Origin of the sequence: Levilactobacillus yonginensis (assembly GCF_003946265.1) — a bacterium.
Taxonomy (GTDB): Bacteria; Bacillota; Bacilli; order Lactobacillales; family Lactobacillaceae; genus Levilactobacillus; species Levilactobacillus yonginensis.
In genome coordinates this window covers 1-14,076 of record NZ_RHNO01000033.1, presented here as the reverse complement: position 1 = coordinate 14,076, position 14,076 = coordinate 1, and the positions used below count along the sequence as shown (strand labels likewise).

Below are 14,076 nucleotides of genomic sequence, written 5' to 3'. Positions count from 1 at the left end.
CTTAGATGCCACTTACTTGCCGTTAAAGCGGGATACCGTTCAAAAAGAAGCCGTTCATATTGCGATTGGCATTCGTCTAGATGGTACGAAAGAAGTGCTGAACTACCAAGTGGCGCCAACGGAATCGACTGGAATCTGGACTGAACTGCTGGGAACCTTGATCAAGCAGGGCGTTAAAGATGTGCTGTTGTTTGTGGGGGTTAGTTGGTTTGGATGAAGGCTTGAATCGGCATTTCCCTAAAGCCAAACGACAACGTTGCCTGGTTCATGTTGGGCGGAATCTGATGAACAAAGTTCGCGTAAAAGACCGCAAGGCCGTGATCAGTGACTTTAAACAAGTTCATCGGGCCGCCAACCGTGAAGCAGCCGAACTGAAACTGAATGAGTTCGCCAACCACTGGCATCAGACCTATCCCAAATTAATCAAAGATCTGCTTAAAATGCCGAATTTACTCACTTTCATGGACTTTCCACCAGCTATCCGGCAATCACTATACTCCACTAACCTGATTGAGAACTTTAATAAGCATCTCAAGCGCACCACCCACCACAAAGAACAATTTCCAACGGAAGATTCACTGGATCGCTTCCTGGTTTCTCAGTTTAATGTTTATAACGAGAAGTCTCTGAAGCGGATCCACCGAGGGTTCAAAGGACTCCAGGACACCTTGGAAGCATCATTTATTTAAGTTAGATACATATTATATGTACGAAGGCGTTTCATTTACACAAGATTCTTGACGCTACCGTAAAAACAGTTTTTAACTGCTAGGTCATGTTGAAGTTAAGGTGTCAAATGTCTGGACATCAACCGGATACGTTGTCGTGCGATAATGATTAATGACTTGAGAATTTAAACATCCAGACTGCTCATAGCAATATCCCAAACCTTTTTTCGTATCAATTTGATGACCACAACGTTCCAGTTTCAAAATATTGTTATACACTGCCGGACGACTAATCTTAAACTGCCGGGCAAGTTCATTTCCTGAAACGTAGCGATGGTCGGCCGCTAACAATGCATGTAAAATTTGAGCCTGATGATCCATCATTTGTCCCTACCTCACTCTTAAATCAAGATCCCATTCTTCGTCGATAATCTATTAGTTTTACACATAAGATAAACCAAGGTCGGAATTCAAAACCAGAATGCCGAGAACTCGCCTATGTTTCTTAGCCGAAACGTGATCAAATCAGCAGCTCCCGGCCATATAAGCCAGCCCATCTAATATTCAAAACCAGAATATTAGATGGGCTGGCTTATATTCTGGGATCTAACCGCTGATTTGATCACTCTCTTTAAATAAGATGCACACCCTTATCAACGTAAACCACGTCGCCGGTCATTCCAGTTGCCAGATCACTCATCAAAAAGGCAGCCACATTTCCGATTTCGGTTGTTGTAACGCTCTTTTGATCAACGGTTCTCGACTCCGATTCCTTTAACAATTCACCATGATGCTTAATGCCGGTAACTGCTAATGTCTTAACCGCACCCGCAGAAATTGCGTTTACTCGAATCCCATTCACCCCTAAATCTGAAGCTAAATAGCGAACGTTGGCTTCCAAGGCCGCTTTGGCAACACCCATCATATTGTAATTTGGAATGGCCCGAGTTGAACCAAAATAAGTCAAAGTTACAATACTTGAAGGGTCATTTAGGATTGGTTGTGCATAACGACTCACTGCAATCAATGAGTAGGCACTAATGTTTTGAGCCAAATCGTATCCTTCACGAGTAGTATGTACCAGCCCAGACGTCAATGTCTCACGGTCAGCATAAGCGATTGCATGAATCACACCATCAATTTTGCCATACTTATTACCAATCTCTTCGAATACATTTTTAATGTTGTCATCATCAGCAACGTCACATTCTACTAATTCTGAATCTTCAGGAACAAATCGTTGTAAGCTCTTCTTAATTCGATCATTTTGATAAGTTAAAATAACCTTAGCGCCTTGATCAATAATTGCCTGGGTACATCCCCAAGCAATACTGCGTTTATTTGCGACCCCCATGATCACAATTGTTTTTCCATCTAAAAAGCCACTCATTTAATTTGGCCTCCAAATAATTTTTCTTTTAAAAATTCCGGTAACGTTGCTCACGTTGGCGTAATAACTCGTCAATCGGTAAATTAGCCAGTTCATTAAACTGATTTGCCAGAAAGTCACGTAGTGGGCCTAAATTCTCACCAGAGTGGTATTCATGAATAATCTGATCAATAATACCATTTTCTTGTAACCATTCTGGTGTTAAATTTAAGGCTTCAGCTGCTTGCTGGACCTTTGATGAATCCTTCCACATGATGCTGGCATAGCCTTCAGGTGACAAAACGGAATAAATACTATCTTCAAACATAAATACTTTGTCGCCACAGGCAAGCGCAATCGCGCCACCACTACCACCCTCACCAACAATGATACTAATGTACGGTACCTTTAGTTGCATACCCACTTGTAAGCACTTGGCAATTGCAGAACCAATACCGTGATATTCAGCATCCACATCCGGCCAAGCGCCAGGCGTATTCACCAGCGCCAAAATCGGTCGATGGAATTTTTCCGCCTGTTGCATTAATCGAAGCGCTTTACGATAGCCTTCCGGTTCAGGGCTACCGAAATGACGCTTGATATTTTCTTCCGTATCAGCACCCTTACGAATCCCAACCACCGTAATCGGTACATCCTTTAACAATCCAATGCCACCGATTACTGCTTGATCATCGCCATCAGACCGATCTCCATGGAGTTCAAAAAAATCAGTTGTCAAACCACGAATGAGTTCATCCGTTGAAATTTTATGACTGTCACGGGCTGCCTGAACACGTTGATAAGCTGTTTTTTTAGCCATGACTAGCCTCCCTCTGATGCAGTCGCAAAAATTGAGAGATTGTCTGCTTTAAATTGGTCCGCGGAACAATCGCATCGATAAAGCCGTGATCCAAAACAGTTTCAGCCCTTTGAAAATTCTTGGGTGGCTGCTTCATAATTGTTTGTTCAATGACTCGGCGACCAGCAAATCCAACCAAAGCATGAGATTCGGCTAAAATAATGTCGCCCTGCATTGCAAAACTGGCAGTAACGCCACCAGTCGTTGGATCACAAAGAACCACCAGATAAAACAGTCCGGCTTTGCTGTGAGCCTCAACAGCCTGGGACACCTTTGCCATTTGCATCAGTGACTTGATCCCTTCCTGCATCCTCGCACCACCAGAAGCCGTAAACATGACAACCGGCAACTTTTCAGTGGTTGCTTTTTCGAACAATCGAACAATTTTTTCACCAGTGGCACTGCCAAGACTACCCATGATAAAGAATGGGTCCATAATTCCGGCCGCCACTTTTTGATGATCCAGTGACCCGATTCCAGTCAAGACACTTTCCTTAATTCCGGTTACCTTTTTTGCTTTTGCAATTTTACCCCGATACTTCTTATCGTCATATTGGTCGGGAACCGTTACGTCTGCATCCATTTCGTCAAAGGTATCAAACGTAATCTTAGCCCGCCTGCGAGCCGTAATTCGAAAACCAAATCCACAATTAGGGCAGGTTCGCTGCTTGCCCATTCTCATCGAAAAAAACGTTGTATGGCAAATTGGGCATTCTTTCATTAAGTTATCGGGGATTTTATCCATTCGCTTTTTTAATTCATCACGACTGGGCATTTTAAACCGACTTTGCAGCATTTAATCCCCTCCTACCAGCAAGAACATCATTTTCAATAAAACTAGTTGAGTAGGTTCCCTGTTTAAATCGATCAGATGTAACTAACTCATATAAAAAGGCTTGATTGGTTATGACACCCGTAATTTCAAGCTCACTTAACACCCGTTTCATCTTCGCAATGACCGCATTCCGGTCATTTAAATGAACGATTAATTTAGCGATCATTGAATCATAAAAAGGTGAAATAAAACTGCCGTTGGTCACACCAGCATCAATTCGGACACCCAATGACCCATCAGGGAAAAATAAATGGGTAATTTTCCCGGGTTGAGGAGCAAAGTTGTTTTCGGGGTCTTCGGCATTTAATCGACACTCCAAAGCATGTCCCTTAACAGTCGCATCTGCTTGAACAAAGGGTAATACTTCATTAGCAGCAACGGCTAACTGACCCTTTACCAGCTCAATGCCGGTAACTTCTTCGGTAATCGTATGTTCAACCTGAAGACGAGTATTCATTTCCATAAAGTAAAAATGGTGATCGTGATCCATCAAAAATTCGTAGGTCCCAGTATTTGTATAACCAAGTTTAAGCGTTGCCTTGGCAACAATTTCACCTAATTCCTGACGTTCTTCAGGAGAAATCAAAATACATGGACTTTCTTCAATTACCTTTTGATGATTTCGTTGCAGAGAACAGTCACGTTCCGGTAAATAGACAACGTGGCCAAAATTATCCGCAATCACCTGCATTTCAACATGTTTGGCATCTCGGATTAGTTTTTCAACATACATACTATCATCACCAAATGATGCCTTGGCCTCACGTTGGCACTGCTCGAATGAATCACGAAGCTCTTCTGGCCGATCAACCTCACGGATACCTTTACCACCACCACCGGCAGCGGATTTCAATAAAACTGGGAAACCAATTTTTTCAGCAATCCGTTCAGCTTGATCAACTGAAGTGACATCACCCTCGCTACCAGGGATCACCGGAACGCCCGCGGACTTCATTGCCTCTCTGGCGTTAGCCTTGTCACCCATCAGTGAAATCAATTGTTGGCTAGGACCAATGAATTGAATATGACAAGACTCACACATTTCCGCAAACTCAGCATTCTCAGAGAGAAAACCGTACCCGGGATGAATGGCTTCACAACCAGTTAAAGTTGCGGCACTCATAATTTGGGCCATATTTAAATAAGAATCACTCGGCTGGGCACCGCCAATACAGATCGCCTCATCAGCTAAATGAACAAACAAGCTCTCCTTATCAGCACTGGAATAAACAGCAACTGCTTCAATATTCATGTCATGAAGTGCTCTGATAATTTGCACAGCAATTTCGCCACGATTTGCCACTAATACTTTTTTAAACATATGCTCACCTTCTTGTACTTAAAAACGTTTTGGAACGCCATTTGGATTCATTCCCGAAATGAGCCAGGTTTCTCATTCCACCGCAAATATCAGGTCGGCCTCACAAATCACTTGACCGTCTCGAATAATCGATCCGTGACCTAATCCAATGTTCATTTTGAGCTTTTTCATTTCCACTTCAAAGATTAACCGGTCGCCTGGTCGAAAATCATCTTGAAAAGTGGCGTTTTTTATGCCGCCAAAAAACACATTTTTCCCTTGATATTTTGGTAATGACAGAATGGCAGCAACCCCAGTCTGAGCCATTGCCTCAATCATAATTGGCCGTGGGACAACTAACCGGTTAACCGGCTGGTTGGCAAAGAACCATTCATTAATGGAAATCAGTTTCACCGATCTTGCCTTAACACCTGCTTGAACATCCAAAAAGCGGTCAATCATTTCAAAAGGATAGCGTTGGGGAATCACATCATTTACGTTGGGTGTCATTATTATCTATCCCTTCTTAACTTGAAACAGTGGTTGATCATACTCAACCATACTGCCATCCTCAACCAAGATATTTGAAATTGTTCCTGAAACATCACTCTTAACTTCATTGATCATCTTCATTGCTTCAATAACGCAGACAACGTCCCCTTTTTCAACTTTATCGCCCTGCTTTTTAAAGGCAGGCTTATCGGGACTTGGCGCGAAATAGATAACACCTACCAGCGGTGCTTTAATTTCGGCGACATCAGCTGCCGAATTAACAGCTGGCGTTGTTGATTCATTCTGTGATTGTTTTGACGTCGGTTTAGGTGCGCTAACAGTGTCATTAGGTGTTGTTAATGTTGGCTCACCTACAACAACTTGGTCACCAGCCTCACGTTTACTCAATGCCAATTTAAAATCATCCTGCGTTAACTCAAAGTTTTTGAGTGATGATTTATCAAACTTATCTAATAACCGTTCAATTTCCTTCTCGTCCATAACTTTAATCACATCCCTTAAATGCAATTACAGCGTTGTGTCCTCCAAATCCAAATGAGTTACTGATTGCATAGTTAACAGTTGTTTTCTTATTGGTGTCATCAACTAAATCAACATCACATTCTTCATCTTGGTTAACAACACCCACATTTACCGGCATTTGGTTTCTTTGAATTGCGCCGATTGTTGCAACAGCCTCAATCGCACCGGCTGCGCCCAATGCGTGGCCAGTCATCCCTTTGGTACTGCTTACCTTAACATGATCATTCTTTGAGAAGACCACATTGATTGCCTTGGATTCAGCGCTGTCATTGGCATGAGTACTTGTTCCGTGCGCGTTAATATAGTCAACATCAGTGGCATCAATTTCAGCCTCGTCAATGGCCATTTGCATTGCCCGTTTAGCGCCGGTTCCCTCTGGATCAGGCGCTGTCATATGGTAAGCATCACTAGTCGTTCCATAACCAACAATCTCAGCAAGGATCTTAGCGCCACGTGCTTTGGCATGGTCATAACTTTCCAAGACCAGGGTTCCAGAACCTTCACCCATTACAAAACCATTTCGGTCTTTATCAAACGGAATTGACGCTTTCATTGGATCTTCGGTCTTCGATAATGCCGTAATTGCAGCAAATCCTGAAATACCAATTTCATTTACTGAAGCTTCAGTTCCGCCTGCAATCATTGCCTCAGCTTTTCCTTCTTTAATATATTCAAAGGCATTGCCAATTGCATTAGTCCCTGACGAACAGGCAGTCACAATAGCTTGACTGGTGTTACGGGCCTTGAAGGCAATTGAAATATCACCGGCAGCCATATTAACAATGGAATTAGGCACAAAGAGAGGTGATACCCGCTTAGGTCCTTTGTCGTGCATCTTGATGACTTGCTCTTGAATGGTCGTCAAACCACCAATTCCTGAACCATAAATGACGCCTAGTTCCTCTGGTTTGATATTGTCTTCATTCAAGCCAGCCATTTCCATCGCTTCGTGAGCACTATATAGCGCGTAATTGACAAACAGATCATTTCGCTTTGCGGTTTTTCGGTCCAAGCGCTTCATTGCGTCAAAGTCCTTGACTTCACCGGCAACAGAAATTCCAGTTGCTTCTGCATCAAATTTGGTAATCTTATTAATGCCAACCTTCGAATTTAATAAGTTGGTCAGAAAACTATCAACATCATTTCCGAGTGGGGTAACGGCACCCATTCCAGTAACAACGACTCTGTTCATGAATTTGTCTCCTTTAGCAATTAAATTGTTAATCCACCATCAATTGTGATGACTTGACCTGTTAAATAATCATTATGCACCAAGAACGAAACTGCGTCGGCAATTTCTTCCGGTCGGCCAAATCGTTTCAACGGAATTTGATCAGTGAATTCTTTTTGACGACGTTCGCTCATTTTTCCAGTCATATCGGTTTCAATCATTCCCGGAGCAACAGCATTACAACGAATATTACGTAAAGCCCCTTCACGAGCGGCTGTTTTTGTCAAACCGACTAGTCCAGCTTTACTAGCGGAGTAATTAGCCTGCCCAATATTACCATGCAAGCCTGAAATACTGGAAATGTTGACAATGACACCAGAACGACTCTTTTGCATTGACTTCATTGCAAACTTGGTCATGTTAAACGCGCCAATTAAATTTGTGTCAATAACTGCTTTAAAATCCGACAGCTTAGTGCGGCTCAATAATTTGTCGCGGTTAATGCCCGCATTGTTTACTAAAACATCAATTTGACCATATTTTTCCAGCAAACTGTCAATCATTGCTTGGGCATCATCTTCGTTGGCCACGTCGCCAACCAAATTATCAAAAGTAACTCCCTGATCACTTAATTGTTGCTTCACATCATCATCTAAAGCATGGTGCGTATTTAAAACAACTGTCATACCATCTTTTGAAAGCCTTTTGGCAATCGCTAATCCGATCCCCTTTGCGGCACCGGTTACTAATGCAATTTGTTTTGCTTCACTCATTATTTCACCAACTTTACATTTGATCTGACATCATTCAATGTCTTAACACTATCAATATGTAGTGTGTCAACAGTTGATAACGATTTTGCAAACTTCATCAACGTATCACCCGGACCGATTTCAATCATCGTATCACTGCCCAAATTGACTAAGGCTTTGAGGCAATCAATGAAATGGGTCGGATTAACCAACTGATCAACCAGCGTCTGTTTCATATTGGCAACATCAAATTGGGTCATTGTTGTATTACTAATAACAGGAAACTTAAACTCATGAAAGTCAACAGTTTGAATTCGATCAGCTAATAAATCACTTGCTTCTTGCATAAACGGAGTATGAGAAGCAACCGTCATTTTTAACGGAACAACCCGCTTAATCCCATGTTCATGAAGATAAGTGGTTGCTGCGTCCAAACCGGCCTGTGTACCCCCGATAACAATCTGCGAATCGGTATTAAAATTAGCTGGGTAAATATCACCTGCTTGAGCACCAACCCGGCAGGCTTCACGGACTAAATCAGCGTTTGCCTTAAGAACAGCTGCCATTTTACCCGGATGATCTTTTCCTGCTTTATCCATATAGCGAGAACGATCACGAACCAGCTTTAGCGCATCAGCAAACTGAACACCACGAGCAGCTATAATTGCACTATATTCGCCAAGGCTCAATCCAGCAGCGCCCACTGGTGATCCGAATTCTTTTTCAAGAATCCGAAAAATACCGGTACTCATTGCGACAATGGCGACCTGGACATTATTGGGATCATCCATAACCTCTGATTTACTCAAATCCATATTAAGTGCAGCAGAAGCTTCCTCAATGGTTTGACGATAAATTACCTCTTGTTGGTAAAGGTCCTGCCCCATCTCGGGAAATTGTTTTCCCTGACCGCTAAATAAATAACTTAATCTCAAAGTATCAACCTACTTAGTTTGTTGTTTAAGAACGTAATCTACCAAATCACCAACAGTTTCCATACCTTCGTCAGTTTCAATTTCGATATCATAAGTATCTTCAATTTTGTCAACAACTTCGAAGGTATCCAAACTGTCAAGATAAAGATCATTCTTGAAATTAGTGTCTTCTTTAATTTTGTCTGCATCAACATCCAATTGGTCCACGATAATATCCTTTACCTTGTTAAATACTTCTTCTTTAGTCATCATTAATTTCCTCCAATATAGTTGTTTGTTTTTAATTTGATTAATTAATTTTCTATGAGCAATATCGTTAATAAGTCAGTAACATGGTTCCAACTGTTAAGCCACCACCGAAGCCACTTAACGCAATTGTATCGCCACGTTTGATAATGTTGTGTTTTACTAGCTGATCCAACAAGATCGGTTCGCTGGCAGCTGCGGTATTCCCAAATTCACCGATGTTAACCGGAAATTTGGTCATTGGCAGCTCGAGTTCATCCGCAATCCGCTCGACAATTCGAACGTTCGCTTGATGAAGGACATAGTGGTCAACATCTGTCGGTGCTAATTTAGCCACCGATAATGCATGGTTAACCGAATCGGGAACATTCTTAACCGCGAATTGATAAACACGCCGACCATTCATCTTAAAGAACGGCTTGAATGGTTGATGATCTGATGAAAATGGTGATGGCTGACCAGTCTTACCAGCCGTTAAATAGCCACCAAGACTGCCAAGGGTTGTCATACTATCTGCAAGATATGACCCATCAGCAGTTGTCTCGTTCGTAACCAAAACCCCACCGGCACCATCACCAAACAAAACGGCAGTGGATCGATCAGACCAATCCAAAAGCTTACTTAACGTTTCACCACCAATTAAAATGGCATTCTTTTTATGATCTGCCATCAGCATTTGCCGAATTAGCTTCAATCCATAAACAAACCCTGAGCAGGCTGCATCAATATCAAACGCCATCGCCTTAGTAGCACCAATGTTTCCTTGCACAGTTGCACTGGTAGAAGGTGTTAAATAATCAGGTGACATGGTTGCAACAACGATCAAATCAATATCGTCAGGCTGCAGTTCGCTTTGAGCAAGTAATTGCTGAGCAACGCTGGTACAAAGTGAGCTTGTAGTTTCAGTAACGGCAATATGCCGACGCTTAATTCCCGTTCGCTTAACGATCCACTCATCAGAGGTGTCCATCATCGTTGAAAGTTCATGATTATCAACAACTCGCTCAGGCACTTGACTCGCCGTAGCTACTATTTTGAAATCTTCAAATTTCATTTTGATGAAACCTCGTCAATAAATTTCTCAACGTTAACCAATGCCTGCCGCATCTTTCGAATATCGGATCCGTCAAATCCCTTTAAGCAACTTTCAACCAACTGGCGATGGAACGCATAGTGGGCACGATAAAGCAATCTGCCCTTACTCGTCAGCCCAAGGTTGATAATCCGACGGTCCTGTTGGTTAATCATTCGAATGATGTAGCCTTTTTTCTCAAGGTTATTAAGATTGGCAGTTAACGTCCCTTTACTTAACTTCAAAACACGTGATACTTCTGAAGTTGTTTTCCGATCATGAAGGCCAATTGTATGAATAAGATGCAATTCTTTTGCAGTGATGTCCTTAAATCGACTCTTTCGAATTTCACTCTCTTCAATTCGCATTATCTGATCATAAATATCTATCAAAGCCTCACTTATAAAATTGTAATCATCTTTAATTTCATCACTCGTCGAATTCATTCATTAAATCTCCTCATTCACTCTCGGTCTAAATCTTTTTATCTGGATTTGGAACAATGAACGTTAAGTCGGCGGAACAAGCCACTTTGTCTTCAACTTTGGCAGCGCATTTAACTTTACCCATGTTGTCACGCTGTTTTTCCATTTCAACATGTAGCTTCAAAACATCACCCGGACGAACAACTTTTCTGAATTTGGCATTATCAATGGCACCAAGGTAAGCTGTCTTGCCACGATATTTTTCCGTCTTGAGAATTAAAATCGAAGCTGCTTGAGCAAGCGACTCGATAATTAATACGCCGGGCATAACTGGATTTCCAGGAAAATGGCCTTGGAAAAATTCCTCGTTAATTGTGACGTTTTTGGTACAAACGATCGATTCACCCGGATTTAATTCATCGACTTTATCCATAAACAAAATTGGATATCGATTGGGAATTAGATCCATAATTTTAGCTGCATCTAATACACTCATTGCTTTCTTCCTTTCGGTTGCAAAACTGATCAAGTATCACGCCAGATTAATTCGAATTTCGAACTAAATTGTCAAAAAAATTTGGTTGATTTCACTTCATCCATGTCCAAACTTTGAACATCCCACATCATAACCTAAAATAGTTTGAAATTCAAACTATTTTGGTTAATGGCGTAATAACCGATAAAACTAAGAACTGAAACTTGAAAGCTAATAATCACGCCAAAGGCGTGTGGTTATTGGCTTTTTTGGCAAAAAAATAAACGCAAGCTCTCCTGCGTTGTATACTTTAGTCGACCAAAACCAAGATACAAAGGAGACTTACGTCATGAATATTATAAGACAAAAAAATACAGAAAACGAGCTTCACAATATTGTTCATCAATTTACTTCCCTCATTGGTCTATCTAAACTCACCAAGTTGGTGAATTATCGCCGGCATTCAGAAATCAGCTTGATGAAGGTCATTGAATGGCTGCTCACGACAAAGTTCCTGGGACGCTCGCTTTATCGAGCCCATGAAACACCTAACTTTACCAGTCGCACCGTCAGAAATAATTTGAACGATGGCCGGATCAATTGGCAACGCTTGATTTGTCAAGTTGGGAGTCATTTAATCAAGCATTTACGACCGTTTATTGACCGCCGGCGGCGGTTAGCATTGATCATTGACGATACACTCTTTTCCCGTGAGTACGCCACCCAAACCGAATTACTAGCGCGAGTCTTTGACCATGACAAACAGTTATATATTAAGGGATACTGGGCTTTAACTTTGGGTTGGAGTGACGCCAATACATTCTTACCGATCAACTTTGCATTAATGTCTTCCAAGAAGCCACAAAACGTCCTTGGAAAATCAGCTAAAACAACCGATCAACGAACAATTGCTGGCCGGAGACGTCGCCAAGCACAGCAAAAAATGAACCTCGTTTCATTGCAACTTGTCAAGCAAGCCCTCGCAAATGGCGTTCTAGCTGACTATGTGTTATTTGATAGCTGGTATAGCTCACCAAAAATGTTCTATGAATTAACCAAGTTGGGATTAAACGGCGTGGGCATGCTTAAACGGTCCAGCAAAATTTACTATCAATATCGCGGACGGCAATATTCAGTTAGAGCATTATACAAGCGACTGCAGGCCTCAAAATATCAACCCAAGCAAGCTTATCAATACAGCTGCTTTGTCGAAGCGCACGTCGGGAACCAAAAATTCAAGCTTCGCTTGGTATTTGTGGCTAATCGGGCCCGTCAAGATGACTACCTAGTACTGGCAACGACTCAGTTAGGCCTTCAGCCACAAGAGATCATTCAACTATACGCCCGAAGATGGCAAATTGAGAATTACTTTAAAGTTGCCAAGCAATACTTGCGGCTCGACAAATCACAAGTTCAAAATTATGACGGGCTTTGTGGCCATTTAGCAATTGTCATGATGACTTATGACCTATTAGCTTGGCAGGAACGGCAAAATCAGGATGATCGCACCATTGGGGATTTATTCTTTATAATGAACGAAGCCATGCCAGATATTGAGTTGTCTCAAGCACTGGTATGGCTTCTAAATTCGTTAAAAACGATTATTAATCATGAAGTTTATGCAAGAAGAGCCCAAATTATTCAGATGATGAATCAGTTCTTCACATTTTTGCCGAAACGGTTAGTTTCGCCGTTAACAGCAAGCTAAATGGTTAAATTAATTAAAATATGCCCTGTGATACCAAGGGATCAGTCTGTCTTCATACTTTCAAGTTTCAGTTGTTTTATTAGTTGCGGCGTTTAATCTGGTGTGTTGTCTGAATATCATACTTGAAGGCATAACAAATAAGCCTACCATCGTGACGTTATTGTGGTAGATAATCTAGGCAATCAGCTGGTAGACGCGTGTGAACATATTGGCCTGATTGGAGAAGCCATAACAAGTACGTTTGAGCTCCTTGATCTTACGGTTGATGCCCTCTATCGGTCCGTTAGAGTAGGACGATTTGGCGGCGTTAATTACTCCATTAAGCTTCTTTCGTAGGGTATACCCTATTGGTCTTTTTTATTTCTGTGCTATACTAGGAATTACAAGTGTTCATTAGAACTGTCCAAAAGGAGAACTGGAAATGGCTAAAATCGGTTATGCGCGTGTGAGTTCCAAGGAGCAACATTTAGATCGACAGTTAGCGGCTTTAAAAGACGTTGATAAATTATTTACGGATAAATTGAGGTCCTGAATATGATCAAACCATCCGTTTTTACGAGTCAGTGGGATTTGAGCGATTGGAAGTTTTCCCGACATTATGGGATGCTTGGAATCCTTGTTTGGTGTTGGTTAAGAAGCTTTAATAAGCGGCCAAATCGCCCGGAACAAAGTCCATAAAAATCGCCATGCCTGACAGAACAGATCGGCTCGTGTAAGCTTGATATGCGTAAGCGCATTCAAAACGAGGGATTAGTATGGGTCCATTCTTTCATGGGTCACGATGATCTCAGAATTATCCACATCCATTCTGTTGTACAACGTCAAGACTCGGACAATGACAGTAGCCATTTATACCGAAGTTATTCGTGGAAATTACGGCGTTGCAGCTGCACTATCAACGATTTTGACCGCGTTGACAGTGATTTCCTTGCTAATCTTCATGAAAGTTTCTAAGAATGGGGATATTGCGATGTAACCACAAAACTTCGTCGGAAATAGGACAAAAGGGAGTTGACCGTGACTGGTTGACTCTCTTTTTGCTGTGGAAGCGACTTTTGTTGGCAAAACTGGCTGAATATTCACATGAACGAAAAAAGATATATGTGGTGAACCTATTTACATCTAGTCTTAGAAACCATATAATATGGTTATTAAAGCCGCAAGGAGGCAGAACATGACCAAAAAAATTGCAATTGTCGTTGATTCGGGTTCTGATGTCCCTCAAA

The 14,076-nt window shown here is 41.7% G+C and carries 14 protein-coding genes and 6 pseudogenes; 5 read left to right on the top strand and 15 right to left on the bottom strand.

Going from position 1 to position 14,076, the window contains the following annotated elements:
• Positions 1-689 (top strand): annotated as a pseudogene (locus tag EKM87_RS11520) (IS256 family transposase); the annotation flags it as partial.
• 87 nt (positions 690-776) lie between these two features.
• On the opposite strand, the pseudogene EKM87_RS11515 reads toward EKM87_RS11520, so the two are convergent.
• The 14 genes and pseudogenes from EKM87_RS11515 to fabZ all read right to left on the bottom strand — a co-directional run.
• A pseudogene (locus EKM87_RS11515) lies at positions 777-1,052 on the bottom strand (HTH domain-containing protein); the annotation flags it as partial.
• A gap of 247 nt (positions 1,053-1,299) precedes the next feature.
• The gene (fabI, locus tag EKM87_RS11510; protein WP_125684857.1) at positions 1,300-2,058 is read right to left on the bottom strand and encodes an enoyl-ACP reductase FabI; all 759 of its coding nucleotides are present in this window, start codon (positions 2,056-2,058) and stop codon (positions 1,300-1,302) included.
• A gap of 28 nt (positions 2,059-2,086) precedes the next feature.
• A complete protein-coding gene (accA, locus tag EKM87_RS11505; RefSeq protein ID WP_056973842.1) occupies positions 2,087-2,857 on the bottom strand; it encodes a carboxyltransferase subunit alpha in 771 nt (256 codons plus the stop codon).
• Positions 2,850-3,692 (bottom strand): acetyl-CoA carboxylase carboxyltransferase subunit beta, encoded by an 843-nt coding sequence (locus EKM87_RS11500; protein ID WP_056973843.1) that lies wholly within the window; start codon positions 3,690-3,692, stop codon positions 2,850-2,852. Before EKM87_RS11500 ends, accA begins: the two co-directional genes overlap by 8 nt.
• Positions 3,673-5,052, bottom strand: coding sequence for an acetyl-CoA carboxylase biotin carboxylase subunit (locus EKM87_RS11495; protein ID WP_125684855.1), 1,380 nt, complete (start codon positions 5,050-5,052; stop codon positions 3,673-3,675). Before EKM87_RS11495 ends, EKM87_RS11500 begins: the two co-directional genes overlap by 20 nt.
• Positions 5,053-5,124: 72 nt before the next feature.
• A complete protein-coding gene (locus tag EKM87_RS11490; protein WP_056973850.1) occupies positions 5,125-5,541 on the bottom strand; it encodes a 3-hydroxyacyl-ACP dehydratase FabZ family protein in 417 nt (138 codons plus the stop codon).
• A gap of 6 nt (positions 5,542-5,547) precedes the next feature.
• The gene (gene accB / locus EKM87_RS11485) at positions 5,548-6,024 is read right to left on the bottom strand and encodes an acetyl-CoA carboxylase biotin carboxyl carrier protein (protein WP_056973865.1); all 477 of its coding nucleotides are present in this window, start codon (positions 6,022-6,024) and stop codon (positions 5,548-5,550) included.
• 4 nt (positions 6,025-6,028) lie between these two features.
• The gene (gene fabF, locus EKM87_RS11480; RefSeq protein ID WP_057877457.1) at positions 6,029-7,258 is read right to left on the bottom strand and encodes a beta-ketoacyl-ACP synthase II; all 1,230 of its coding nucleotides are present in this window, start codon (positions 7,256-7,258) and stop codon (positions 6,029-6,031) included.
• A gap of 20 nt (positions 7,259-7,278) precedes the next feature.
• A complete protein-coding gene (gene fabG, locus EKM87_RS11475; RefSeq protein WP_056973854.1) occupies positions 7,279-8,010 on the bottom strand; it encodes a 3-oxoacyl-[acyl-carrier-protein] reductase in 732 nt (243 codons plus the stop codon).
• The gene (locus tag EKM87_RS11470) at positions 8,010-8,924 is read right to left on the bottom strand and encodes an ACP S-malonyltransferase (RefSeq protein ID WP_056986344.1); all 915 of its coding nucleotides are present in this window, start codon (positions 8,922-8,924) and stop codon (positions 8,010-8,012) included. The genes fabG and EKM87_RS11470 overlap by 1 nt, the downstream gene beginning before the upstream one ends.
• Before the next feature lie 9 nt (positions 8,925-8,933).
• Positions 8,934-9,173: an acyl carrier protein gene (locus EKM87_RS11465; RefSeq protein ID WP_125684853.1), complete on the bottom strand. Its 240-nt coding sequence runs from the start codon at positions 9,171-9,173 to the stop codon at positions 8,934-8,936.
• Positions 9,174-9,240: 67 nt separating this feature from the next.
• Positions 9,241-10,224, bottom strand: coding sequence for a beta-ketoacyl-ACP synthase III (locus EKM87_RS11460; protein ID WP_056973858.1), 984 nt, complete (start codon positions 10,222-10,224; stop codon positions 9,241-9,243).
• Positions 10,221-10,688: a MarR family winged helix-turn-helix transcriptional regulator gene (locus EKM87_RS11455; RefSeq protein WP_056973860.1), complete on the bottom strand. Its 468-nt coding sequence runs from the start codon at positions 10,686-10,688 to the stop codon at positions 10,221-10,223. Before EKM87_RS11455 ends, EKM87_RS11460 begins: the two co-directional genes overlap by 4 nt.
• 28 nt (positions 10,689-10,716) lie before the next feature.
• Entirely contained in the window at positions 10,717-11,163 is a 447-nt protein-coding gene (gene fabZ / locus EKM87_RS11450; protein WP_056973862.1) for a 3-hydroxyacyl-ACP dehydratase FabZ, read from the bottom strand.
• Positions 11,164-11,491: 328 nt separating this feature from the next.
• Between fabZ and EKM87_RS11445 the strand changes: the two genes are divergently transcribed.
• A complete protein-coding gene (locus EKM87_RS11445; RefSeq protein WP_125684851.1) occupies positions 11,492-12,850 on the top strand; it encodes an IS4 family transposase in 1,359 nt (452 codons plus the stop codon).
• 174 nt (positions 12,851-13,024) lie between these two features.
• On the opposite strand, the pseudogene EKM87_RS11440 reads toward EKM87_RS11445, so the two are convergent.
• A pseudogene (locus EKM87_RS11440) lies at positions 13,025-13,192 on the bottom strand (transposase); the annotation flags it as partial.
• A gap of 79 nt (positions 13,193-13,271) precedes the next feature.
• Between EKM87_RS11440 and EKM87_RS11435 the strand changes: the two are divergent.
• From EKM87_RS11435 to EKM87_RS11425, 3 pseudogenes are all read left to right on the top strand, one after another.
• Positions 13,272-13,373: pseudogene (locus EKM87_RS11435) on the top strand (recombinase family protein); the annotation flags it as partial.
• A gap of 4 nt (positions 13,374-13,377) precedes the next feature.
• Positions 13,378-13,494 (top strand): annotated as a pseudogene (locus EKM87_RS11430) (GNAT family N-acetyltransferase); the annotation flags it as partial.
• Between the two features lie 113 nt (positions 13,495-13,607).
• Positions 13,608-13,826 (top strand): annotated as a pseudogene (locus EKM87_RS11425) (iron ABC transporter permease); the annotation flags it as partial.
• Positions 13,827-14,076 lie beyond the last annotated feature (250 nt).

What these genes read in the sequence shown, in the direction of transcription:
- fabI (WP_125684857.1), bottom strand. Translation starts at nt 2,058, where the DNA reads ATGAGTGGCTTTTTAGATGGAAAAACAATTGTGATCATGGGGGTCGCA.
- accA (WP_056973842.1), bottom strand. Translation starts at nt 2,857, where the DNA reads ATGGCTAAAAAAACAGCTTATCAACGTGTTCAGGCAGCCCGTGACAGT.
- EKM87_RS11500 (WP_056973843.1), bottom strand. Translation starts at nt 3,692, where the DNA reads ATGCTGCAAAGTCGGTTTAAAATGCCCAGTCGTGATGAATTAAAAAAG.
- EKM87_RS11495 (WP_125684855.1), bottom strand. Translation starts at nt 5,052, where the DNA reads ATGTTTAAAAAAGTATTAGTGGCAAATCGTGGCGAAATTGCTGTGCAA.
- EKM87_RS11490 (WP_056973850.1), bottom strand. Translation starts at nt 5,541, where the DNA reads ATGACACCCAACGTAAATGATGTGATTCCCCAACGCTATCCTTTTGAA.
- accB (WP_056973865.1), bottom strand. Translation starts at nt 6,024, where the DNA reads ATGGACGAGAAGGAAATTGAACGGTTATTAGATAAGTTTGATAAATCA.
- fabF (WP_057877457.1), bottom strand. Translation starts at nt 7,258, where the DNA reads ATGAACAGAGTCGTTGTTACTGGAATGGGTGCCGTTACCCCACTCGGA.
- fabG (WP_056973854.1), bottom strand. Translation starts at nt 8,010, where the DNA reads ATGAGTGAAGCAAAACAAATTGCATTAGTAACCGGTGCCGCAAAGGGG.
- EKM87_RS11465 (WP_125684853.1), bottom strand. Translation starts at nt 9,173, where the DNA reads ATGACTAAAGAAGAAGTATTTAACAAGGTAAAGGATATTATCGTGGAC.
- EKM87_RS11460 (WP_056973858.1), bottom strand. Translation starts at nt 10,224, where the DNA reads ATGAAATTTGAAGATTTCAAAATAGTAGCTACGGCGAGTCAAGTGCCT.
- EKM87_RS11455 (WP_056973860.1), bottom strand. Translation starts at nt 10,688, where the DNA reads ATGAATTCGACGAGTGATGAAATTAAAGATGATTACAATTTTATAAGT.
- fabZ (WP_056973862.1), bottom strand. Translation starts at nt 11,163, where the DNA reads ATGAGTGTATTAGATGCAGCTAAAATTATGGATCTAATTCCCAATCGA.
- EKM87_RS11445 (WP_125684851.1), top strand. Translation starts at nt 11,492, where the DNA reads ATGAATATTATAAGACAAAAAAATACAGAAAACGAGCTTCACAATATT.